Below are 22,073 nucleotides of genomic sequence, written 5' to 3'. Positions count from 1 at the left end.
GGGTCCTTTCCGGCGGAAATCAGCAGGGTGCGCATTGCTACTCCCGCCCCGTCCGGAATAAAAGTCAGATATACTGACCTAATTCAAGGATTTTTCGACCGCAGGACAGTTATAGCAGCATTTTTGACCGAAATTAGGTCAGTATGAGATACCTATATGTCAATACCCCATGCTCAGGGCCGCCAGAACCACCGATCCGACGATGATTCGCCACCAGCCAAAGAGCGCGTAGCCATGGCGGCTGACATAGCCGAGCAGCCAGCGGACAACGAGGATGGCCGCGACGAAAGCAGCGGCAAAACCTATGGCAATTTCGCCCATGGCACTCATGTCGAGAACATCGCGGTTCTTGTAGAGGTCATAGGCAAATGCCCCCGCCATGGTCGGCATCGACAGGAAGAACGAGAACTCGGCAGCCGATCTCTTGTCAGCCCCGAAGGCCAGCGCACCGACAATTGTGGCACCCGACCGCGACACGCCGGGGATCATCGCCAGACACTGGATCACCCCAATCCCGAGCGCCATCCGCAGCGGGAACCGTTCCGAATCGTGATGGCGCGGCACCAGCGGCAGCCGGTCGACAACCAGAAGAACAATACCGCCGAGGATCAGCATGGTAGCGATCAGGCGCGGGCTTTCAAAAAGCACTTCCTTGATCACGTCATGGGCCAGAACGCCGACCACGACGGCAGGCAGGAAGGCCAGCAGAATGGACCCCGCAAAGCGCCGCGCATGGGGGTCGGTGGGCAAACCCGCCACCGTCCGGCCGATCTTCGCCGCATAGACCCCCAGCACCGCCAGAACCGCGCCAAGCTGGATGACAACCTCGAAGGTTTTTCCGGCACTTTCAAAGCCGATGAAATGGCCCGCCAGCAGGATATGCCCGGTGGAGGAAACCGGGATGAACTCAGTCAGCCCCTCCAGAATCCCGAGGATCAGGGCGCTCAGCGTAGGGTCACTCATGGCGGGGCTTTCTTATGCTGCGAAGGCCATCAAAGCCCCTCAGGGGCGCGATCAGTCGCTGTGCCGCAGGTTCCGGGCCGAAGCCTTGATCGCGTCGTACTGACCCGAGGGACGGAACCGCCAGAGATAATCGGGCACGACCGCGTCGGTCGGCGTGGCCTCGATCCCCAGATCGGCAAGTCCCTTGGCGCCCTTGGCCACGACATTGTCGACGCGCAGCGACTTAACCTGATCGCGGGTCAGGATCTTGTTGGTGATCAGTCCGCCGGTAATCAGAGACCCGAAATCCAGCACCGCCGCCATGATGCGGGCCATCCAGAACGGCATGTTCACGATCAGCCGGCGGCGATGGATCACCGTCAGCATCTCCTCCATCAGCTCGCGGAAGCTCGCGACATCCGGTCCGCCAAGCTCGTAGGTGCCCGAGGCTTGACCTAGGATGCCCTTCACCGCTGCCGCAGCCACATCGTCGACATAGACCGGCTGGAACTTCGTCGCAGCACCCACAACCGGCAGGACCGGACCGAAACGGCTCATCCCGGCGAAGCGGTTGAAGAACCCGTCCTCGGGTCCGAAAATCACCGAAGGCCGCAGGATCAGCGCGCCGGGGAAGGCAGCCTTGACCGCCGCCTCGCCCTCGGCCTTGGTGCGGGAATAATCGCAGTCGCTCAGCGCATCGGCACCGATGGCCGAGATATGAACCATGGTCGCGACGCCGGTCTTGGCGGCGATCCGGGCAATCCGGCCCGCGCCTTCGACCTGCACGGCGTCGAAATTATTGCGCCCGCTCTTGTCGAAGGTGCCAACGCAGTTCACCACAGCATCGGCCCCCGCCATCGCGGCGGCAACGGACGCGTCGTCACGGATATTGCAGAAGACCGGCTCGACCTGACCAACGGCGCCATAGGGCTTGACGAACAGGGCCTCGTTCGGACGGCGGCAGGCCACGCGGACGCGCCAGCCCTCTTTCGCCATGCGCCGGGCGATGTAGCGCCCGACGAATCCCGAACCGCCGTAAATCGTGACCAGCTTGGACATTTCAGGGCCTCCGGCAATCTCTCGCTTTGGCCCCTGATTAGCGCCTGAGCCCCCGGCAAACAAGGCGCGAATGATCGCAGCGCGGATTTGACGAAGACCCCGTTGACAGTCCCCCGCGCCCTCTGTACATCGCGCCCCACGACACCTGCCCAGGTGGCGGAATTGGTAGACGCGCACGGTTCAGGTCCGTGTGCCGCAAGGCGTGGAGGTTCGAGTCCTCTCCTGGGCACCAGTCATCTAATGAAATCGAAGGGTTAGCGGACCGCAGTAACAGCGGAAAGTGCCCTTAGATGGCTTCAAAATCGTTACAAAAAGCGACTCGCTTAGCCCCCGTCAGCCTCCCTAGATTCATCTTCAAGCGCGGCTCAAGTTACGCCGTGAGATACTCCGTGCCGACCGAATTGCAGAAGGCGGCAGGTGAGAAGGAAGTGGTCCGCGGCTTTGGGACGAAGTGCCTCAAGTAAGCCCTAAGACGGCGCGACGATGCACGTGAGGAAATCTGAAAGAACCTCCTAGAGCCACGCTTAATCCGACCAGCAAGCCGGGGAGATACCCTGAAAGAGGCGCCCCCCTAACCGGAACCTCGATCAAAGCAACGACCCATCGCTGGCTTGATCAGTCGGACGGGATCAAGAACTTGACCAAGGCCAGACACCGTCAGCACCTGGGGGCGTTCGGAAAGCTCGCCGGAGATACAACACCGACCTTGAGACCGAAGTTGCGAAGAAGACCACGAATGTCGTTTTTGATCGCGATCGCTTTCTCTTGGAGGAATCTGCGGGCCCGCAGCAAAGCACGACGCTTCGCCAAGCGTCTGGAAAACGACGGCTCGCCGGATAGGGGGCGGCGTAGCGCTTACGATCATCGGCACCCCGAAGCGGGAGGAAGGCCTCCTTTCCCGCTGGACCTGCTCCAAAGGACTTTCTATCACAATGGTTTCACTTTATCTCCATAAGGACGGAAAAGCGGAGCAACGAGATTTCGGGATGTAATAATGGAACGGTTTTTGTCCAGGAAGATCGAACTCCGCTGGCTGATTGCCGTCATCATCCTGATGCTTCTGCTCTCCTGGGCCTTTGGCTGGATGGTATTTCACAGGGCCTCAGGCGGACAGCGCTTTGGCCCTGTCGCGGCGGCGGCCGTGACCATTGCCAAGGTCCCCACAACGGTGAAGCAGATACTTTCGGGCGAATTGTTGCTGGATCAGCACGAGGTGAAAGCCGAATTCGACGAACCCTTCGGGTTCACCTTCGCGCGCACGCCCGCCAACCCGCAGTACGTGCTCGTGAGCCGGTACAATGGCGACATCGGCTGGAGCGTTGTGGAACTCTACCGGGAAGGAGAGGGCGCGCCGCTGCACCGCTGGACCTTCGACGACCCGCAGACCTTCGCCTTCGAGGGCGGCAACGGCTTCTCCAAGCCCCCGTTGGAGGGGGATTCCAGTTCGCTCAGGACTCAGCACCCGGTGCTGATGGCAGATGGCTCGATCATTCTCAACAACCACTACGGCGCGCTCTACCGCGTCAATGCCTGCGGCACCCCTTACTGGGTCAACGCTGAATTTGCCTTCCACCACAGCACCGAGATGTCGCCAGACGGCACGATCTGGACACCAGGGACCGCCCCTACACCCGTCAAGGGCTACGGCTGGGGGCCCAATACCTTCGATGACCACATCGTCCAGCTGAATCCCGACGGAGAGATCCTCTACGCCAAATCTGTGCTCGAGATGCTGGTCGACGCCGGCCTGGAGAATCGGGCCTACGACTATGACAACGCGGTGCTGGACCCTCTCCACCTAAACGACATAGAGCCCGTGACCTTCGACGGGGAGATAGCGAAGCGTGGCGATGTCCTGCTTAGCATCGGGCATCTGAATATGGCGCTGCTGTTCAGACCGTCGACCGATAAGGTGATCTGGCATTCGCAGGACCGCATTATGCACCAACATGACGTGGACATGCTCGCGCCGGACGTAATCTCCATGTATGACAATCGCCGCAAGACGGCGGAACGGGGCGCGCCGATCGTCCTGGGAACGAATGAACTTGTGCGCTTCGAACTGCCCGGCCGGGAGGCAGAGAGCTTCTTTCGCGAACAGATGCAGTCCATGGATATCCGCTCCTTCAATCAGAGCCTGACGGATCTGATCCCGGGGGCGGGGCGCATGATCGAGGAAACATCGCGCGCGCGCCTTATCAAGTTCGGCGAAGACGGTTCGCTGGACTGGGTCTTCGTGAACCGCTCCGACAATGGCAAGTTGTGGATCATGAACTGGTCGCGCTATATCCCGAAGGCGCAAGGCGACGCCGCACTGAAAGCCCTGCAAGCCGCCGGGTGCTGAACGGGGCGCCCCCGGGGCTTTCCCCGGCGGCCGCTATCTCTTACAGGCCCTCGATGTTTCGGATCAGTTCGACGCTTCCAGCCCGACAGGCCGCCCCACGACCACGAACCGCAGGTCCTCGGGCTTCAAAAGACGGACCGCCACACGGCGGATATCGTCCAGCGTCACCGCCTCGATATAGGCGTTGCGGTCGTTGACATAGCTCGTTGGCAATTCCTCGATCTGCATGCCGACAAGAATATCGGCAATCGGGCCATTGCCGTCGAAGCGAAGGGGATATGAGCCGGTCAGATAGGTCTTCGCGGCCTCCAGTTCAGCCTCGGTGACGCCATCTGCCACCATCCGCGCCCATTCGGCACGCACCACCTCAATCGCCTCGGCGACCTTTTCATTGGCCGAGGAAAAGCCGCCCTGCCAGGTCTCGGCCAGGTCCATCGGCGCAAGATAGGTGTAGATGCCATAGGTCAGCCCGCGCTTCTCGCGCACCTCGTCCATCAGGCGCGAACCGAAGCCACCGGCGCCGAGGATCTGGTTAAGGACATAGGCGGTGAAAAAGTCCGGGTCGTCACGCTTGATCCCGCCATGACCGAAAGTCACAACCGATTGCGGAGAGGCAAAGTCGATCACCGTGACGCCACCCGTCAGGCCCAGTTCCGCCCGCGCCGGCATCGGCGCTCCGGTTTCCGGCAATCCGCCCAGAAGATCATCCAGAAGCGCGCCGAGTTCCGCCTCGGTGATGTCCCCGACGGCCGAGACATAGACCCGGTCGCGCGCCAGAACCCCGGCGTGAGCAGCAATCAGGTCGTCACGGGTCAGCGCCGCCATGCTGTCAATCGTGCCGTTGCGCGACGTGCCATAGGGGTGATCGCCAAAGGCCAGCCCATCAAAACTGCGCGCGGCAATGGTATTGGGGTCCTTCTCATCCGACTGGATGATGGACACAACCTGCGCCTTGACCCGCGCGACCGCGTCATCGTCGAAACGCGGTTCCGTCAGCGCCGTTTTCAGCAATGCCACCGCCTCGCCCCGGTTCTCGCTCAGCATCCGGGCCGAGATCGAAACCGCGTCATCATGCGCGTCGAAACTGAACTGCGCCGCCAGCGCGTCGCGCGCCTCGGCGAATCCCTGGCTGTCGAGGTCGCCCGCGCCCTCTTCCAACAGGCCCATCATCAGGACCGTGGCCCCGCGCTTGCCGGGCTGATCGAGGCTGGTGCCACCCTTGAAGCGAAGCTCCAGCGCGGTGAAGGGAATCGAATGCTCCTCCACCAACCAGGCCTTGATCCCACCGGGCGAGGTCACCTCGCGTATCTCGACGGCACTTGCGGGCAGTGCTGTGACAAGGGCCAGACAGGCGGCGAACAGAACCCGGATCATTGCATCACCTCTTCCTCGCCGGCCCGCATGGTCCAGCCGGTCACCGCGCGGCGGCGGTCAAAAACCTCGGTCGCGGCGGCAATAACATCCGCCTCGGTCACCGAATCCAGCACCTCGGGCCAGGCCTGCACATCGGCGACCGTCAGCCCGGTCGTCAGCGCCTCGCCATAGCGGCGCGCAAGACCGCCGACATCGTCCTGGGCATAGATCATCGCGGCATGGATGCGGGTCTTGACCCGCGCAAAGGCGGCCGGGTCTACGCCGGTTTCAATAAACTCCGCCAGAACCTCGTCCATCGCGTTTTCGGCCTCATCAAGGCTGACGCCCTCGGCAGGCACAACGACAAGGTTGAAGGTCGTATCGTCATAGGACGTGCCGTCATAATGCGCCGAGGTATAGATGGCGAGCTTGCGGTCGAATTGCAGTTTCCGCGCAAGGACCGAGGTCTGGCCATCGCCGCCCAGAAGATCGGCGAGGATCGTCAGGGCCGCGGCCTTGGTCTGGTCGCCCGGATCGCGTTCAGGGGCAAGGTAGCTGCGCGTCACATAGGGCTGCGACACGCGCGGATCGGAATAGGTCAGGCGTCGTTCAGCCAGTTGCGGCGGTTCCTGCGGGCGCTTGCGCACCGCGATCCCCTCGCTTGGCTCCAGCGGCCCGTAATAGGTTTCTGCCAGTTGCCGCACCTGTTCCGGGGTCACATCGCCCGCCACGACCAGAATCGCGTTATTTGGCGCATAGTAGCGCTGATACCAGTCGAGCGCGTCCTGCCGGGTCAGTTGCTCCATCTCTTGCCGCCAGCCGATGATGGGCGTTCCGTAGGGATGGTTGAGATACTGCGCCGCGCGGCGCTGTTCGCCAAAGATCGCGCCGGGATCGCTATCTATGCGCTGGTTGCGTTCCTCGATGACAACCTCCCGCTCGGTCTGCCAGTCATCCTCGGTCAGTTTAAGGTTGCGCATGCGGTCGGCTTCCATCCGCATCACCAGTTCCAGCCGGTCTGCGGCGATGCGCTGGAAATAGCCCGTGTAATCCCACGAGGTGAAGGCGTTGTCCGACCCGCCATTGTCCTCGACGGTTCTTGAAAACTCACCCGGCGCGAGCGTGTCGGTGCCCTTGAACATCAGGTGTTCAAGGTAATGCGCAATGCCCGAGACACCCGGTTTTTCATCCGCCGCCCCGGCGCGGTACCAGACCATCTGCACAACGACCGGCGCGCGATGATCCTCAATTACAACCACCTCCAGGTTATTGGGCAGGGTGAAGGTCGTCACCTCCTCGGCCATGGCGGGAAGGGCGGTAAGCACGGCGAGTATCGCCGGGCGCAGGATGTGGAACATGTCTAACTCCCTCGGTCCAACAAGAGAGGTAACCGAGCAAGCGTCGGCGTCAAGGCCGGTGACAGAGAGGTGATGTCAGTTGTCTTCCAGCGTCTCTTCCGGCGGCGCACCGACTGTGCGGACGCCAATCCGCCGCCAGCGTTCCAGTTCGGCATACTGGTCAAGCGACATCGGCGCATAGGCGCGGAAGTAGACATTGACGTTGAAGGCGCGTTCCAGAAGCCGTCCGTCGTTCTTGCGGCGGTATTCAAGGTCTTCGGCGGCCAGAACCTGACGGATATCCGAAGACGCGCCGAAACGGGAGGCGTAGGACACAAGCCCGCCATTGCCCGCCGAGATGCCGGTCTGGGCAAGTGCCGCCGGATTGCCGCCAAGGGCCGCGACCGCATCGGCCTCGGGCGTCGGGTCGGTGATGTTGGTGCCGCCGGGCGTGGGCTCGGGCAGGCTCGCCAGATCCTCGGGCAGTTGCAGCGGCTTAGTGGGCAGGACAGTGAATTCGTCCGGCGCCCGGCTGGCCGAGCGGATATTCAGCAGCTTGGGGTCTTTCTCCTTGCCGCCACAGGCGGACAGCACCAGAACCGCGCCCATGATCGCGATGCTGCGCATGCCAAGTCTTGCCGCCATGGGTTTCTCCCTCACCTGCCTTGCCTTCGTTTAGCGCATGTCATCGCGCACGTCACGGGGTCTTCTCCCGCCCGGTGAACAGCACGAGACCGATCGCACCGGCAAAGATCGCGATATCGGCCACGTTGAACGAATACGGGTTGTAAAGCCCCGGCACCGACATGTTCAGGAAATCGGCCACCGCGCCATAGGCGATCCGGTCGACGACATTGCCCAGCGCGCCGCCGATCAGAAGGCCGGCCGCGACCTTGATCACAGGCCGATGCGGTTCGCGACGGACCCAGAGCCAGACCCAGGCCGATATGGCGATGGCCATCAGGATGAGGCCCCAGCGCGTGATCTCGTTCGAATTCGACAGAAGGCCGAAATTGATCCCCTGATTCCAGGCCATCCGCAGGGTGAACCAGCCGGGCAGAACGGCAATCTCGTTGCGCGACCAGAGGTCAAGCATATGGACGACAAAGAATTTCGACGCCTGATCGAGGACCAGTGTCGCCGCCATCACATAGATCACGAGCCGCATCTGCGTCCTCAGTGCCGGAAATGCCGTTGGCCGGTGAAGACCATGGCAAGACCTGCTTCATCCGCCGCCGCGATAACCTCGTCATCGCGCATGGAGCCGCCGGGCTGGATCACCGCTGTTGCACCGGCCTCGGCTGCGGTCAAGAGGCCATCGGGGAAGGGGAAGAAGGCATCTGAGGCGACGACGGAACCCTTCACGGTCGGTTCGGCCAGCCCAAGCGCCTCGGCCATGTCGGCCGATTTGCGCGCCGCGATGCGGGTTGAATCCACCCGGCTCATCTGCCCGGCGCCGATGCCCATGGTCGCACCGTCCTTCACATAGACAATGGCATTCGACTTGACATGCTTGGCGACTTTCCAGGCGAAGAGAAGGTCGGCAAGCTCCGCAGCGCTTGGGGCGCGCTTGGTCACCACCTTCAGGTCGGCGGGCACAACGAAGCCGTTGTCACGGTCCTGCACGAGGAAGCCGCCAGAAACCTGCCGGAAGGCGAGGCCCGGGGCTTTCGGGTCGGGCACGCCGACCGTCGTCAGAAGCCGCAGGTTCTTCTTCTTGGCAAAAATACTCATGGCCGCATCGTCGGCACCCGGCGCGATCACGACTTCAGTGAAAATCCGGCAGATTTCTTCCGCCGTCGCCGCATCCAGAACCCGGTTCAGCGCCACGATACCGCCAAAGGCCGAGGTGCGGTCGCAGTCATAGGCGGCCTTGTAAGCCTCCAGAAGCGTCGCGCCGCGCGCCACGCCGCAGGGATTGGCGTGCTTGATAATCGCGCAAGCCGGGCCCTCGGCCGGGTCGAATTCAGCCACCAGTTCAAAGGCCGCGTCGGTATCGTTGATATTGTTGTAGCTCAGTTCCTTGCCCTGATGCTGGACCGCTGTCGAAACGCCCGGGCGAACCGAGCCGTCGGTGTAGAACGCGGCCGACTGATGCGGGTTCTCGCCATAGCGCAGGGTCTGGGCCAAAGTCCCGGCAAAGGCGCGGCGGCGCGGTGCCGCATCGCCGATGGCACCGGCCAGCCAGTTCGACACGGCCGCGTCATAGGCCGCAGTGCGCGCATAGGCCCGTTGTGCGAGCTTGCGGCGAAACTTCGGGCACGTCTTGCCGCCATGCTGGTCCATGTCACCCAGGACCTTGCCATAGTCCTCGGGGTCCACGACCACGGCCACATGGGCGTGGTTCTTGGCCGCAGCCCGGATCATCGCCGGGCCGCCGATGTCGATGTTTTCGACGCAGGTGTCGTAGTCCGCACCCTTCGCCACCGTCGCCTCAAACGGGTAGAGATTGACGACCAGAAGATCGATCGGCTCGATCCCGTGCTCCTGCATCGCCGCGACGTGACCCGCATTGTCGCGCAGCGCCAGCAAGCCGCCATGGACCTTGGGGTGCAGCGTCTTCACGCGACCATCCATCATCTCGGGAAAACCCGTCACATCGGCAACATCGCGGACCGTCAGCCCTGCCTCACGCAGCATCGCCGAGGTCCCGCCGGTGGACAGAAGCTCCACCCCCCTCTCGGCCAGCCCCTTAGCGAAATCCAGAAGCCCGGTCTTGTCGGAAACAGAGATCAGGGCACGGGCGATCGGGGCCAGTTGGGCGGCGTTTTCGGTCAAGGGCAGCGTCCTTTATTCGGCGGTCACATCTTCATCGCGCTCGGTGTCGCGGATGGCCTGTGGGGTATCCTGTGCCTTGGCCAAGGTCCAGCCCAGTTGCAGCGCATAATCGAGGACATGGGCCGAAAGCACGATCTGTTTCGTCGCGCGCGGCTTCAGCCGCCCGGTTTCGAGATAGACCGAAGGTTCCAGCGTGAGTTCCGCCGTGCCGTCATGGCGGAAAATCCAGATCTCGCCGGATTTCAGCGCCATCGACACCGCCGTCCCGCCGAGGTCGAGCGCGGCATCGACATCGGGATGCAGGTGAAACCGCAGATCGAACGGCACGCCCTGATGCTTGGTGCGCTCCATGATCGTCTCGTAGCGGCGCCGGTCGGCCACGGTCATCGCGCCCAGCGCATCCTCGCCGGTCAGCGTCCGGCCATCGGTCGACAGGAACAACTGGCGGATGTGGCTCAGCCCATGGGTCGGCACATAGCCATTGTGCCCGGCCGTAAGACGACGGCCGAAGGCATCGGATTCGGGCCGCGCCCAGACCTGTTCCGGCACATCGGAAAACTCGCTCCGCGCGCCTTCGGCGGCAAGGCGGGAGGACGAAAAACCCTGAATGGCGAGCGTCGAATGCGACGGCGTGGCACGCCCGGCCCGGCGCCATTCGGGTCCGAAACTCAGACCAGAACCGCAGTTGACGACAACCGGGCGGCGGCCCGAGGTCAGCTCCATCGCAAGGGTGGAGGCATGCGCATTGACCGAGGCCCGGCCCTTCGGCGGAGGGGCGGCATCGACGATCACCGTGGTCCGGCCAGAGGCGAGGCGGGCATAGCCCATGGCCAGCCCATGCGCGGTCAGCGCCCGGCCACCGGCATTGGCCAGGGCCTGATCAAGGCGGCCCTCCAGCCCACGCCCGCCGCCCTGAAACCGCGCCAGACCGCCATCGGCATGGCGCAAGGCCCTGAGCGTCGGCGCGATCCGTTCGATCGCCGCCAGATGCGGCTTCGCAGGCGTGCGGCCCGCCTCTGCCAAAGCCGTCGCGGCCCAGGTCAGAAGCGTGAAGACCTCCAGCAGTTCCTCGGGGTTCCGGGTCGGGATGCCGCCTTCGGCATCAATCTCACGCTCGCATTCCCGGCCAAGGGCGGCCGAGGCCGAGGTGACATGGCGCTCCATCCCGGTCAGCGAAAGACCGGCATAGACGAGCCCGGTCAGCGCCTCGAACCGGGGCAGGCCAGGTGCTGCGGCCTTCCAGCGGCGCGACAGGAAAATGGTCTGGCGGCCAAGGCAGCGGAAATAGGCATCCGATGCCGCCCGGTCCTGACCGTTCAGAACAAGCAGCGCATGGTTGATCCAGCGGATGATCCGCCGCCCGGTCAGATCGGGAGTCCAGCCCGGCCCCTTGCCCCGTCCATAGCGCTCGATCCACTCGAAGATCCATGTCCGCGCATTCGCACTTGCCAAAGCATCGGCGACGGCCGCCAGATCATCGAGCCATGCGCAGCCGTGAATCTCGTCCTCAAAGCGCCGATCGGGCACCGGCACATCCCAGATCGACCGGCTTTTTGCCTCGACCAGGAAGCCCGCAAAAAGGAAATTTCCGGCGCTGAGCTGGCGCCCCCGGGCGAAGGACCCGATGCTCTTGGGGTCCGGCTGGCTGACGAAACCGGTCGCGGGCCGGGCAAGCCCGCTCAGACGCGCATGCAGCCGGTGCATCGCACCGGCAAAGCCGCCGACCCCGCTTCCGGACCGTGTCACGCCTGCTTCCCTCGTTTTGCCTTCGGGGGGAACCCCACCCCGGGAATCTGCCCGTCGCCGAATTTACCGGCGTGCCCTGCCGCTGTCACCGGCTAATGGCCGGGCCGGAGGCAGGCGATGAAGAAACCGTCCATGCCGCCCCGTTCCGGCCAGTAATCGGGACGCAGCCTGAGCCCGTTTTCCTCGGTGATCCAATGCGGTGCCAGACCGGGAAGGTCAAGGGCCGCACGGTCGCTGGCAAGTCCGGGGTGGCGCGAAAGGGCGGCCGATACCTGCCGTTCACCCTCATCCGGCAAAAGCGAACAGGTCGCGAAGACCAGCCGCCCGCCGGGTTTCAGCAACACCAGCGCCCTGTCGATCAGGGCCGCTTGCAGCAGGGTGATGTCCTTCAGCCCCGACGCATCACGGATATGCGGCAGGTCGGGATGGCGACGGATCGTGCCGGTGGCCGAACAGGGTGCGTCGAGCAGGATCGCGTCGTAGCGCTCCGGGGTCTCCCATGTCAGCGCGTCGGCGACAACGGTATCGGCGGCCAGCCGGCAACGGGCGAGGTTCTCGCCCAGCCGTTCCATCCTCTGCGCCGAGAGGTCGAGCGCGGTGACCTGTGCGCCAGCGGCGGCAAGTTGCAGCGTCTTGCCGCCGGGTGCTGCGCAAAGGTCGAGGATGCGCTCACCTGCCCGGGGGGCGAGAATCTTCGCGGCCAGCGCAGCAGCGGCATCCTGCACCCACCAGTCACCTTCAGCATAACCCGGCAGGTCAGAGACCTGCGGCGAGCCGGTCAGCCGGACGGACCCGGTGGGCAGCACTTCGCCACCAAGCCGGGCGGCAAGCCCCGCCGCATCGCCGTTCTTCGTCGTCAGATCAATCGGTGCGCCCTGACCATGCGCCACCTCCATCGCCATCACGGCCTTCTTGCCCCAGGCCGACATCAGCCGCCCCCTGAGCCATCCGGGCAATTCCTGCGGCGGCAGCGCCGCCCAGGCGGCAGGATCGGTTTCGGCCACGCGGCGCAGAACGGCATTGACCATGGCGGCAAAGCCCTCCGCCTTCCGGCCCGAGGACCGGGTCAACCCGACCGCCTCGCTGACCACCCCGTGGGCGGCGGCGCCTTCGGCCATGATCTCGGTCACGGCAAGACGCAGGATGGCACGAACGGTAGGCGGTGGGGATTTGCGGAGGAATGGTTTCAAAAGCCGGTCAGCCCGGGCAAGATTGCGCAGGGTGACTAGCGCCAGCCGCTGCGCCCGGGCCCGGTCGGGCGGGGCAAGGCCCGCGAGCGCACCCGCCGCGACCTGATCGCCAAGCGCCACCCGTTCCTCCAGCACCCCGAGCACGAGCCGCACCGCCCCGCTCCGCGCTGTCTGATCCGCCGCCATGCTCTCTCCGGTTGCCGCCCCTGTGCGGCGGGCCTATATCACGAAGGCAACCGTGACAAGGAAGGCCCATGGCGACAGATAGCGAGAACGACCTTCCCGCAGCAGCGAGACGCGCGCTGGCCGAGGCCGAGGAGCGTCGTCGCAAGGCCGACGCTCCCGACCTGCCACCCGAACTCGGTGGTCGCGACGGGCCGGAACCGGTCCGCTATGGAGATTGGGAAAAGAAGGGGATCGCGGTCGATTTCTGACGGTGTTCCCGCCAGCGCGATCCTTAACCGGTAACGAACGTCACAGCCCCAGAACGTCCAGCATATCGTATTCGCCCGGCTTCTTGTCCTGCCCCCAGAGCGCGGCCTTGAGCGCACCGCGCGCGAAGATCGACCGATCGGTGGCAAGGTGGCGCAGCACGATGCGTTCACCGTCAGCCGCGAAGATCACGTCATGCTCGCCGACGACATCACCGCCCCTTATCGCCGAAAAGCCGATATGGCCACGCTGGCGCGCACCGGTGATGCCCTCGCGGGCGGCGTCGCGGATATCGGGAAAATTCAGCCTCCGGCCCTCTGCCGCCGCCTCGCCGAGCATCAGCGCGGTGCCGGACGGCGCATCGACCTTGTGACGGTGATGTGCCTCGACGATCTCGATATCCCAATCGGCGTCAAGCGCGGCGGCCACCTTTTTCGTCAGCTGGGTCAGCAAGTTGACCCCGAGGCTCATATTGCCCGCGCGCACAATGACCGCGTGGCGGGCGGCAGCTTTGACCTTAGCCAGATGCGTCTCTTCCATGCCGGTCGTCCCAATCACATGGACCGCCCTGGCCTGCGCGGCCAGCGCCGCGAACTCGACCGTGGCCGCAGGGGCGGTAAAGTCGATCACCGCCTGCGCCTTCGCAAAGGCCTCCAGCGGGTCGTCGGTGACGATGACGCCCGTCGCGGCCCCGCCCATCGCCTGACCCAGATCGCGGCCGATCCAGTCATGGCCCGTCCGTTCCACCGCACCGACGAGCCGCGCCCGTTCAGAGTCGCGGATCGTCTTCACCAGCATCTGCCCCATCCGGCCGGACACGCCGGTCACGACGATACCGGGTAGGTCTTGGTTGTCGGTCATGCGCGCCTCCCTGCCTTGGTCCGATCTCCTTTAGCCTTTGCAGAACACCTTGGCAAAGGCCCGTTGCAGCCGTCTCACGGCTGGATTAAACCGGCGTCATGGCAGCGAACCGCTTCTCATCCGGCTCAGGCCCCTCCCAGCGTCAGCTTCGCGTCGGCGAACTGATCCGCCGGACTCTTTCGGAGATCCTGCAGCGGGGCGAGGTGCATAACCATACGTTGCGCGCCATGTCGATCACCGTGGGCGAAGTACGTGTGTCCGCCGATCTCAGGGTGGCCACGGTCTATGTCCTGCCCTTGGGCGGCAAGGATGCCGATGAGGCGATGGTTGCGCTCAACCGCTCCAAGGGCGAGCTGCGCCACCATGTCGGCAAGGCGATGAAACTCAAATTCGCGCCGGAACTGCGGTTCATGCTGGACGAAACCTTCGACCGGATGGACGAAACCCGTCGGCTTCTGTCGGATGAGCGGGTGCAGCGCGATATCGCAAAGCGCGACGATGAGGACGATGATCAGGATCTGGGCTAAGGCCGGGCTTGCGCTTCTGGCTCTGGCAGGTGCCGCGCAGGCGGATACCTGCCGGATGACGGACCATGACGGCCAGTCCTATGCGATCTGCGAAGTCGCGGCGGGCGAAGGTCTACAACTCTTCCTGACCGGGACCGACGGCCGCCCGATGGGGACCTTCGACCGGCTGCGCGATCAGGTGGAGGCCGGGGGCGAACGGCTGGTCTTTGCCATGAATGCCGGCATGTATCATCCCGACCGGGCCCCGGTCGGGCTTTTTGTCGAAAACGGGCGCGAGGTCGCAACGATCGTCACGCGCGAGGGGCCGGGGAATTTCGGGCTGTTGCCGAACGGGGTGTTCTGTATCGGCGAGGATGGCTTTGCCGTGGAGGAATCGCGCGCCTTCGCCATCGCACCGCCTGATTGCGCCTATGCTACCCAGTCGGGCCCGATGCTGGTCATCGACGATGCCCTCCATCCGCGCTTTCTGCCCGATTCCGACTCGCGCTATATCCGCAACGGCGTAGGCATCAGCACTGACGGGCAAAGGGCGGTCTTTGCCATCTCGGATGCGCCGGTCACGTTCCACGAATTCGCCCGCCTCTTCCGTGACGGGCTGGGCCTGCCGAATGCGCTTTACTTTGACGGCAAGGTCTCGCGCCTTTACGCACCCGAGATTGGGCGCGACGATATCGGCTTTCCGATGGGGCCGATGGTGGGGCTTGTCGTTCCCGGGCGTTGACGCCGCCCGCCGCATTCGGTAGCTGGCGTCCTTCTTCGGGAAGGAATGAGACATGGCACGCAAGAAAGGTCGCGACATTTCCGGCTGGCTGGTGGTGGACAAGCCTGCGGGCATGACCTCGACCTCGGTCGTGAACAAGGTGCGCTGGGCGCTCGACGCGAAGAAGGCGGGCCATGCCGGAACGCTCGACCCCGAGGCGACGGGCGTGCTGGCCGTGGCGCTCGGCGAGGCGACGAAGACCGTGCCCTACATCACCGACGCGCTGAAATGCTACCGCTTCGCCGTGCGGCTGGGCGTAGCCACCAATACCGACGATGCCGAAGGCGAGGTGATCGCAACATCGGACAAGCGCCCCACGGATGACCAGCTCCGCGCAGCGCTGGAACCGTTCCGGGCCGAGATCATGCAGGTGCCGCCGCAGTTTTCCGCCGTGAAGGTGGACGGCGAACGCGCCTATGCTCTTGCCCGCGCGGGCGAGGAGATGGAACTGGCCGCCCGCCCCCTCTGGGTCGAAAGCCTTGAGATGATCGCGCGGCCCGATGCTGATACGGTCGAACTGGAAATGGTCTGCGGCAAGGGCGGTTATGTCCGTTCCATCGCCCGTGATCTGGGCGCGGCTCTGGGCTGCCACGGCCATGTGATCTGGTTGCGGCGCGAATGGTCAGGACCGTTCGAAGCCGTTGACGGGGTGAGCATCGAGAAGATCGACGAACTGGCCAAGACCGACGCGCTCGATGCGCTTCTTCTGCCCTTGGAGGTCGGGCTGGTCGACCTGCCGGAACTGAAGGCGACGCCCGAAGGCGCGGCGCGGCTGAAAAACGGCAATCCGGGCATGGTCTTCGCCTCTGACGTGGACTGGGGCGACGAGGCCTGGGCCAGCCATCAGGGCCGCGCCGTCGCGGTCGGCGTCTACAAGTCCGGTGAACTGCACCCAAGCCGTGTCTTCAATCTCTGAATTGCCCGGTCAGGCCCCGGTCACATCATCAAGGAACGCGCCCGCGACCTCGACATAGCGGTCGATATCGGCCGCTTCATGCGCGAAACCAACCTGCGGCGCGGCCGAGATGATCGCCTCCCATATTCCGCGATTGGCCATGAACAGCCGCCGTGCGGCGCTGAATGACCGGTCAAGCGAGGGTTTCGCCTCGGTATAGTTCCGTGGCGCTTCCGGCGTAAGACAGAACCCCGCCCGCGGCCCGAGTCGGAATGAACGCCAGGGCAGTCCGTGCCGGGCGATCAGACCGTCGAGCCCGTCGGCAAGGCGGGTTCCGAGCCGAGCAAGGCGGGCATATCCCTCTTCGGTTAGGATCTCGTCCAGACCGGCACGGGTCGCCGATACGCTGAGTGCGTTGCCAAAGAGCGTTCCGCCGATGGCCAACCCGTTGCGGTCACGCGAAATGGATTCAAGCTGGTCTTCGACGAACGCGCCGATCTCAGCCGTCATGCCGTAGCAGGCGAAGGCCACACCGGTGCCAAGGCCCTTGCCAAGGCACAGGAAATCCGCGGTCAAGCCATCGCCCGGCGCGAGGCCGCCATAGGCGAACTGCCAGGTATGGGTCTCATCGAACGCAAAGAGCGTGCCCGCCGCACGGGACAAAGCATGCGCGTCGGTCAGAAAACCCGGCTCGGCGATGACCAGCGTGCAATTGGTCAGCGCGGGTTCGGTCATCACCAGCGCGACGTCCCCGCCCGCAAGTGCGGCGCGCAGGGCATCGGGGTCGTTAAACGGGATCACGACGGTGTCGCGCACCGAGGCTGGCGCCAGTCCCAGAGCGTCCGGCGGGCCATCCTCGGCCAGCGTGGTGTCGAGATGGCCGTGATACTTGCCCTGAAACACCACCACCTTCTGCCGCCCCGTCATGGCGCGGGCGATACGGATGATCTCGGTATTCGCCTGCGAGGCGCTGAGCGTGTACTGCCAGAACCGGAAACCCGTCCGGCGTTTCAGCTCCTCCGCAACCGCAATCGCATCCTCTGACGGCATCAGATACTGCACGCCCCGCGCCGCCGTTTCCGCGGTAAGACGGCTGACGGCGGTCGGTCCGTAACCGATGGTGTTGCTCAGATCGGCGAGGTTGAAGTCGATGTAACGGTTGCCGTCGGCATCCTCGAAGGCGCTGCCTTCGCCCCCGACCGCGCAGATCGGCGGATGCGCGAAGAGACCCGCCATCCAGGCCATCGGCACGCCATCAGGCATCACGTCGCGCGCCCTTGCGATCAGTGCTGCCGACTTCGGCGTTCTGGCAACGAATTCCCGATACTCTCTCTCGAACACGGCGTTCAGCCGTGCCGGATCGATCCCTGCGACCATACCCTTCCCCCCCCGGTGTTCATCGAACGGGCAAAGTATGCGTCCATCACAGGTTCAAGGCTATCTTTCTTCCCTCGTGGAAGGCATAGGGCGCTTGCCGGGGGGCTGAGGCATCTCCGATGAGGTGGGTCTCAATGCCGCCGAGCTCGGCCGAGAGCGGATCGAAGGCGCGGTTCGTCGTGGACATGACGAGGGCCGAGGCCTCCAGCCGGATGTCAGTGCCGGTCAGCATATTACGGACCGTCGCCGCCTGCCCATGCCATTCGGAGATAAGGTGTTCGGTCAGGAAGGACACGCCGAGGCCCGCGAGGCGTGGCCGCAGCGGGATGTCGGACGAGGTCCGCGCCAGTTCCTTGCCGATGAAGGGTTCCGGTGTGACGATCGTGACCTTGTGGCTGCGCTCGGCCATGGCCCAGGCGGTGCCGAGCCCGCGCCAGTGACCCCCTTCGTCATAGAGGATGACGTGATCCCCGAGTTTCGCCTCTCGGCGCATGACCTCCTCGGGCGACCAGACATTGCCCCGATCGATGCCGGGCAGCCGGTCGGCTGCGGGCATCCAGCGCTGAAACCCATCCTCGTCCGGCAGCGAGCCGGTCGCCAGCACCACGGCGTCCGGTTCCAGCGCGCGGATATCGTCTGCGTCCACATAGCTGTTCAGATGCAGCCGCACTTGAAGCTTTTCGAACTGGCGTTCATACCAGTCCATCAGGTCGAGAATCTGGGCGCGGCGCGGCTGTTCGCCCGCCAGCCGGAACTGGCCGCCGATGCGGGGCTGCGCCTCAAATATATCGACGCGGTGGCCGCGTTCCGCCGCCACCCGCGCGGCTTCCAACCCGGCGGGACCGGCACCGACGACGACCACGCGGCGAGGTTTTTCGGCAGGTGTGAAGCGGTCGCCGCCCCATTCGAATTCGCGCCCCGCCGAGGGGTTGATCAGGCACGAAATCCAGTAGTCGCGGCTGCGACGCCCCCAGCACATCTGGTTGCAGGAGATGCAGCCCCGCACATCCTCGGCCCTTCCCTCGGCCGTTTTCTTCGCCAGATGCGGGTCGGCGATCTGGCCGCGGACGATGGAAACGAGGTCAGCCTGACCCGAGGCGATCACCGCCTCGGCATTTTCCGGTGTGCGGATATGCGCCTCGGACGTGACCTTTGCGTGTTTGACGACTTTCTTCAGCTCTTCGGTAAAAGGGGCCGTCAGCTTTTCGGCGTAGAGGAAGGTCGGCATGAGGCGCTGGAAATCCAAATAGCCGCCATGGCCGCAGGTGACATAGTCGATATGGCCGGTGGCGTCGTGCAATGCCACGACCTCGGCCAGGGCCTCGCCCTGAAGCGTCACGTCGTAGGCATCGGAAGTGCTGATCGCGAGGCCGATGATGAAATCCTCGCCGCAGGCCTTGCGGATGCCCTCGATGATCGTTCGCGACATGCGGGTGCGGTTCTCAAGGCTGCCGCCCCACTTGTCATTGCGCTTGTTCGACCATGGGGTCCAGAACTGGTCCAAGAGGGAATGGTACGCCCCCCAGACCTCCACCCCCTGAAAGCCGCCTTTCTGGCAGCGCACGGCAGCGGCGATGTGGGCCTCTATCAGCTCCTCGATCTCGGCCTCGGTCATCGCGTGCGAGCCGTCCGAGTCGTGATAACTCGGCCCGCCCGACGGCCCCCAATGGGGTGAAAAGCTCAGGTCGGAATCACCGTGCGAGCCGATGTGGTAAAGCTGCTGAAGCAGCACCGCCCCCGCCTCTTTCACCGGTTCGGTGATCTTGCGGAAATGCGGGATGACGTCATCCGTGCCATGGCGGAAGTTGCCTCGGGTGAGGACGCCGGTTCGATGGACCGGCATCGGTTCGGCCACGATCATCGCCGCGCCGCCGAGCGCGCGTTCGAGGAGATAGGCGCCGAACCGCTCGCCGGGCAGGCCCTCGACCGACATGTTCGCTGTATGGGCGCCGAAAACGATACGGTTGCGAAGCGTATGTCCCCGAAGCTCGATCGGGGACATGAGGCGGGGGTGGGCGGTGGTCATGCTCAGCTCCTCATACGCTCGCCGGCTGCGTCGTAGAGCGGCTCGGCCACGACCTTCGCGGCACAGAAGGTGCCGTTGATCTCGACCTGCAGCGCGGTTCCGTCGTCGGCCGCCGCGGGCGGCACATAGCCAAGCGCCACGGACTTGCCAGCATGGTGGGCGTAGCCGCCCGAGGTCACATGACCGATGCAGGCGCCGTCTTGCAGGATAGCCTCGTCGCCGACCACGTCACGGTCAGTCTCGATGACCATAGTGACGAGCTTCGCCTTCGGCCCGCTCTTCGCCTCGGCCTCGGCCGCCGCCTTGCCGATGAAGTCCTTCTTCCAGTCGATGAAGGCGTCGAGCCCGCTTTCCGCAGCGGTGTAGTCGGGGCGGAAGTCCATCGTCCAGACCCCCCAGCCTTTCTCAAGCCGCAGGCTCATCAGCGCCCGCGCGCCGTAGGGCTTCAGCCCGAGATCGGTACCTGCCGCTTCAAGCTCTTCCCAGAGCTTAAGCTGATACTGCGGCGCGACATAGATTTCGTAGCCGAGCTCGCCCGAGAACGAGAGGCGCATCAGGATCGCCGGCACACCGCCGACGAAGGTCTTGCACACGTCGCGGAATTTCAGCGCGTTCGCGGAAACGTCGTCGCGGGTGACACGCTCGAGAAGCTTCCGGGCATTCGGCCCGGCGATGGCGACACCGTGCAGGCTGTCGGTGATGTTGGCGTAAGCGACGCCCTCCCCCGGCAGGTGACGGGTGAACCAGCGGCGGTGCATCTCCTGCGCCGCTCCCGAGCCGAGCAGGAGGAAGTGATCCTCTGCAAGGCAGGTGACGGTCAGGTCGCCGTAAAGCTTTCCGTTGTGGGTGAGCACGGGCGACAGCGCCACCCGGCCGGGCTTCGGCAGCTTGCCCGCAAGCATCCGGTCAAGGAAGGCGCGCGCGCCCGGCCCCTTGATCTCGTGCTTGCCGAAGTTGGCGATCTCGATCATGCCGACCGCCTCGCGTACCGCCTTCACCTCGGCCGCGACATAGGCGTGGCTGCGGTTGCGGTCGAAGGTCGGCGCCTCGTGCGCGTCATCGGGACCGTTCGCGAACCAGAGCGCGTGTTCGAGCCCAAAGGACGTGCCCATGACCGCACCGCGCCCGACCAGCCGGTCGTAAAGCGCGGTGGTCTTCTGGCGACGGCCCTTCGGCAGGGTCTCGTTCGGGAAGGTCATCACGAAGCGGCGCTCGTAGTTCTCCGACGACTTCACCGTGCCCCAGTCGGGCGTCGCGAAATCGCCGAAACGGGCAATATCCATGGCCCAGACGTCGATCTCGGGCTCGCCCTCGATCATCCATTCGGCCAGACACTTGCCGACGCCGCCGCCCTGGCAGAAGCCCGCCATGACGCCGACCGCCGCCCAGTAATTGGTCAGCCCCGGCACCGGGCCGATCATCGGGTTGCCATCCGGACCGAAGGTAAAGGGACCGTTGACGACGTTCTTGATCCCGGCCCGCCCGAGCGCCGGGATGCGGTCGAACGCGAGTTCCAGCCGGTCGGCGATTCGATCGAGATCGGGGGGCAGAAGTTCGTGCCCGAAATCCATCGGTGTACCGCCCACCTTCCAGGGCGTCGATTTCGGCTCGTACGTGCCAAGGAGCATCCCATTCCTCTCCTGACGGAAATAGATGTTGGCCTCGTAGTCGATGCCCGCGGGCAACCGCTCACCCGCCTTCATCCGCTCGGCAATTTCGGGGATCTCCTCGGTGACGAGATAATGGTGCTCCATCGGCTGCACCGGCAGGTGGATGCCCGCCATCCGACCCGCCTCGCGCGCCCAGAGGCCGGCCGCGTTGACGACATGCTCGGTGTTGATTGTGCCCTTCTCGGTCACGACGTCCCAGCTGCCGTCCTTGCGCTGGCGCGTCTCGATCACCGGCGTGTGGGTGTAGTATTTCCCCCCGTGGACACGCGCCGATTTCGCATAGGCGTAGCAAACGCCGGACGGATCGACATCGCCGTCGAGCGGATCCCAGAGCGCGGCGATGTAGTGCTTGGGGTCGATCAGCGGGTGGCGCCGCGCGGCCTCCTCGACGGAGATAAACTCCTGGTCAAGGCCCATGTAGCGGGCCTTTGACCGCTCGCGCTTCAGATAGTCGTACCAGACCTCGTTCGAGGCGAGGTAAAAGCCGCCAGTGTTGTGCATCCCCACCGACTGGCCCGAGGTCTCCTCGATCTCCTTGTAGAGATTGATCGTGTAGCCCTGGAGCCGGCTGATGTTCGGGTCGGACGAGATCGTGTGGATCTGGCCGGCAGCGTGCCAGCTCGAGCCGGACGTCAGCTCGTCGCGTTCCAGAAGGATGACATCCTTCCATCCGAACTTGGCGAGGTGGAACAGGATCGAGCAGCCGACAACGCCGCCGCCGATGATGACAACACGTGCGTGAGATTCCATGAATAGTCTCTTGGTTCGTTAGGTTT

Annotated in this window: 19 protein-coding genes and 1 tRNA gene; 7 read left to right on the top strand and 13 right to left on the bottom strand. The window is 64.4% G+C overall.

The window, feature by feature from the left end; all coding sequences use genetic code 11:
* Positions 1–159: 159 nt before the first annotated feature.
* Positions 160–963, bottom strand: a complete 804-nt coding sequence (locus OEZ71_RS16965) for an undecaprenyl-diphosphate phosphatase (protein ID WP_263741237.1) — start codon at positions 961–963, stop codon at positions 160–162.
* Between the two features lie 51 nt (positions 964–1,014).
* The gene (locus tag OEZ71_RS16960; RefSeq protein ID WP_263741236.1) at positions 1,015–2,001 is read right to left on the bottom strand and encodes a complex I NDUFA9 subunit family protein; all 987 of its coding nucleotides are present in this window, start codon (positions 1,999–2,001) and stop codon (positions 1,015–1,017) included.
* 147 nt (positions 2,002–2,148) lie between these two features.
* Between OEZ71_RS16960 and OEZ71_RS16955 the strand changes: the two genes are divergently transcribed.
* From OEZ71_RS16955 to OEZ71_RS16945, 3 genes are all read left to right on the top strand, one after another.
* Positions 2,149–2,233 (top strand) — tRNA-Leu (locus OEZ71_RS16955).
* A gap of 58 nt (positions 2,234–2,291) precedes the next feature.
* A complete protein-coding gene (locus OEZ71_RS20275; RefSeq protein ID WP_412175646.1) occupies positions 2,292–2,465 on the top strand; it encodes a DUF6538 domain-containing protein in 174 nt (57 codons plus the stop codon).
* 530 nt (positions 2,466–2,995) lie between these two features.
* On the top strand, positions 2,996–4,345 hold the full coding sequence (locus OEZ71_RS16945; RefSeq protein ID WP_263741235.1) for an arylsulfotransferase family protein: 1,350 nt from the start codon (positions 2,996–2,998) through the stop codon (positions 4,343–4,345).
* Positions 4,346–4,408: 63 nt separating this feature from the next.
* Here the strand turns inward: OEZ71_RS16945 and OEZ71_RS16940 are convergent, their stop codons facing one another.
* The 7 genes from OEZ71_RS16940 to OEZ71_RS16910 form a co-directional block, all read right to left on the bottom strand.
* Positions 4,409–5,719, bottom strand: coding sequence for a M16 family metallopeptidase (locus tag OEZ71_RS16940; protein ID WP_263741234.1), 1,311 nt, complete (start codon positions 5,717–5,719; stop codon positions 4,409–4,411).
* Positions 5,716–7,056 carry a M16 family metallopeptidase gene (locus OEZ71_RS16935; protein ID WP_263741233.1) on the bottom strand — a complete coding sequence of 447 codons (1,341 nt, stop codon included), beginning with the start codon at positions 7,054–7,056 and terminating at the stop codon, positions 5,716–5,718. Before OEZ71_RS16935 ends, OEZ71_RS16940 begins: the two co-directional genes overlap by 4 nt.
* A 75-nt stretch (positions 7,057–7,131) precedes the next feature.
* Entirely contained in the window at positions 7,132–7,680 is a 549-nt protein-coding gene (locus OEZ71_RS16930) for a DUF3035 domain-containing protein (protein WP_263741232.1), read from the bottom strand.
* 52 nt (positions 7,681–7,732) lie between these two features.
* Positions 7,733–8,203: a signal peptidase II gene (gene lspA / locus OEZ71_RS16925; protein WP_263741231.1), complete on the bottom strand. Its 471-nt coding sequence runs from the start codon at positions 8,201–8,203 to the stop codon at positions 7,733–7,735.
* A gap of 8 nt (positions 8,204–8,211) precedes the next feature.
* Positions 8,212–9,813, bottom strand: a complete 1,602-nt coding sequence (gene purH / locus OEZ71_RS16920; protein WP_263741230.1) for a bifunctional phosphoribosylaminoimidazolecarboxamide formyltransferase/IMP cyclohydrolase — start codon at positions 9,811–9,813, stop codon at positions 8,212–8,214.
* A gap of 12 nt (positions 9,814–9,825) precedes the next feature.
* On the bottom strand, positions 9,826–11,517 hold the full coding sequence (locus tag OEZ71_RS16915; RefSeq protein ID WP_263741437.1) for a heparinase II/III family protein: 1,692 nt from the start codon (positions 11,515–11,517) through the stop codon (positions 9,826–9,828).
* A gap of 134 nt (positions 11,518–11,651) precedes the next feature.
* A complete protein-coding gene (locus tag OEZ71_RS16910; protein WP_263741229.1) occupies positions 11,652–12,935 on the bottom strand; it encodes an RsmB/NOP family class I SAM-dependent RNA methyltransferase in 1,284 nt (427 codons plus the stop codon).
* A gap of 68 nt (positions 12,936–13,003) precedes the next feature.
* Here OEZ71_RS16910 and OEZ71_RS16905 point away from each other — a divergent pair, with 68 nt between their 5' ends.
* A complete protein-coding gene (locus OEZ71_RS16905) occupies positions 13,004–13,183 on the top strand; it encodes a DUF1674 domain-containing protein (protein WP_263741228.1) in 180 nt (59 codons plus the stop codon).
* Between the two features lie 40 nt (positions 13,184–13,223).
* Here OEZ71_RS16905 and dapB read toward each other — a convergent pair whose 3' ends face one another.
* Positions 13,224–14,042, bottom strand: a complete 819-nt coding sequence (gene dapB, locus OEZ71_RS16900) for a 4-hydroxy-tetrahydrodipicolinate reductase (protein WP_263741227.1) — start codon at positions 14,040–14,042, stop codon at positions 13,224–13,226.
* Positions 14,043–14,140: 98 nt separating this feature from the next.
* Here dapB and rbfA point away from each other — a divergent pair, with 98 nt between their 5' ends.
* The 3 genes from rbfA to truB are packed head-to-tail and all read left to right on the top strand — an operon-like array spanning position 14,141 to position 16,245.
* On the top strand, positions 14,141–14,569 hold the full coding sequence (gene rbfA / locus OEZ71_RS16895; RefSeq protein ID WP_263741226.1) for a 30S ribosome-binding factor RbfA: 429 nt from the start codon (positions 14,141–14,143) through the stop codon (positions 14,567–14,569).
* Positions 14,550–15,290, top strand: a complete 741-nt coding sequence (locus OEZ71_RS16890; protein WP_412175645.1) for a phosphodiester glycosidase family protein — start codon at positions 14,550–14,552, stop codon at positions 15,288–15,290. The genes rbfA and OEZ71_RS16890 overlap by 20 nt, the downstream gene beginning before the upstream one ends.
* 52 nt (positions 15,291–15,342) lie before the next feature.
* Positions 15,343–16,245, top strand: coding sequence for a tRNA pseudouridine(55) synthase TruB (truB, locus tag OEZ71_RS16885; RefSeq protein WP_263741224.1), 903 nt, complete (start codon positions 15,343–15,345; stop codon positions 16,243–16,245).
* A gap of 9 nt (positions 16,246–16,254) precedes the next feature.
* Here truB and OEZ71_RS16880 read toward each other — a convergent pair whose 3' ends face one another.
* From OEZ71_RS16880 to OEZ71_RS16870, 3 genes are read right to left on the bottom strand one after another with little or no spacing between them, the layout of a single operon-like run.
* Positions 16,255–17,601: an aminotransferase class III-fold pyridoxal phosphate-dependent enzyme gene (locus OEZ71_RS16880; RefSeq protein WP_263741223.1), complete on the bottom strand. Its 1,347-nt coding sequence runs from the start codon at positions 17,599–17,601 to the stop codon at positions 16,255–16,257.
* A 46-nt stretch (positions 17,602–17,647) separates the two neighbouring features.
* Positions 17,648–19,627, bottom strand: a complete 1,980-nt coding sequence (locus OEZ71_RS16875) for an FAD-dependent oxidoreductase (protein WP_263741222.1) — start codon at positions 19,625–19,627, stop codon at positions 17,648–17,650.
* 2 nt (positions 19,628–19,629) lie between these two features.
* Positions 19,630–22,047, bottom strand: a complete 2,418-nt coding sequence (locus OEZ71_RS16870; RefSeq protein WP_263741221.1) for a GcvT family protein — start codon at positions 22,045–22,047, stop codon at positions 19,630–19,632.
* Between the last annotated feature and the right edge of the window lie 26 nt (positions 22,048–22,073).

The organism is Albidovulum litorale, assembly GCF_025751495.1.
In the GTDB taxonomy this organism is placed as follows: domain Bacteria; phylum Pseudomonadota; class Alphaproteobacteria; order Rhodobacterales; family Rhodobacteraceae; genus Albidovulum; species Albidovulum litorale.
This window is presented reverse-complemented; position numbering and strand designations above follow the sequence as displayed.

Excerpts from the sequence above, each read along its gene's own strand:
- lspA (WP_263741231.1), bottom strand. The coding sequence starts at position 8,203 with ATGCGGCTCGTGATCTATGTGATGGCGGCGACACTGGTCCTCGATCAG.
- OEZ71_RS16915 (WP_263741437.1), bottom strand. The coding sequence starts at position 11,517 with ATGCACCGGCTGCATGCGCGTCTGAGCGGGCTTGCCCGGCCCGCGACC.
- OEZ71_RS16905 (WP_263741228.1), top strand. The coding sequence starts at position 13,004 with ATGGCGACAGATAGCGAGAACGACCTTCCCGCAGCAGCGAGACGCGCG.
- OEZ71_RS16940 (WP_263741234.1), bottom strand. The coding sequence starts at position 5,719 with ATGATCCGGGTTCTGTTCGCCGCCTGTCTGGCCCTTGTCACAGCACTG.
- OEZ71_RS16870 (WP_263741221.1), bottom strand. The coding sequence starts at position 22,047 with ATGGAATCTCACGCACGTGTTGTCATCATCGGCGGCGGCGTTGTCGGC.
- OEZ71_RS16890 (WP_412175645.1), top strand. The coding sequence starts at position 14,550 with ATGATCAGGATCTGGGCTAAGGCCGGGCTTGCGCTTCTGGCTCTGGCA.
- OEZ71_RS16935 (WP_263741233.1), bottom strand. The coding sequence starts at position 7,056 with ATGTTCCACATCCTGCGCCCGGCGATACTCGCCGTGCTTACCGCCCTT.
- OEZ71_RS16910 (WP_263741229.1), bottom strand. The coding sequence starts at position 12,935 with ATGGCGGCGGATCAGACAGCGCGGAGCGGGGCGGTGCGGCTCGTGCTC.
- OEZ71_RS16930 (WP_263741232.1), bottom strand. The coding sequence starts at position 7,680 with ATGGCGGCAAGACTTGGCATGCGCAGCATCGCGATCATGGGCGCGGTT.
- dapB (WP_263741227.1), bottom strand. The coding sequence starts at position 14,042 with ATGACCGACAACCAAGACCTACCCGGTATCGTCGTGACCGGCGTGTCC.
- OEZ71_RS16875 (WP_263741222.1), bottom strand. The coding sequence starts at position 19,627 with ATGACCACCGCCCACCCCCGCCTCATGTCCCCGATCGAGCTTCGGGGA.
- rbfA (WP_263741226.1), top strand. The coding sequence starts at position 14,141 with ATGGCAGCGAACCGCTTCTCATCCGGCTCAGGCCCCTCCCAGCGTCAG.
- truB (WP_263741224.1), top strand. The coding sequence starts at position 15,343 with ATGGCACGCAAGAAAGGTCGCGACATTTCCGGCTGGCTGGTGGTGGAC.
- OEZ71_RS16945 (WP_263741235.1), top strand. The coding sequence starts at position 2,996 with ATGGAACGGTTTTTGTCCAGGAAGATCGAACTCCGCTGGCTGATTGCC.
- OEZ71_RS16880 (WP_263741223.1), bottom strand. The coding sequence starts at position 17,601 with ATGGTCGCAGGGATCGATCCGGCACGGCTGAACGCCGTGTTCGAGAGA.
- OEZ71_RS16965 (WP_263741237.1), bottom strand. The coding sequence starts at position 963 with ATGAGTGACCCTACGCTGAGCGCCCTGATCCTCGGGATTCTGGAGGGG.
- OEZ71_RS16960 (WP_263741236.1), bottom strand. The coding sequence starts at position 2,001 with ATGTCCAAGCTGGTCACGATTTACGGCGGTTCGGGATTCGTCGGGCGC.
- OEZ71_RS20275 (WP_412175646.1), top strand. The coding sequence starts at position 2,292 with ATGGCTTCAAAATCGTTACAAAAAGCGACTCGCTTAGCCCCCGTCAGC.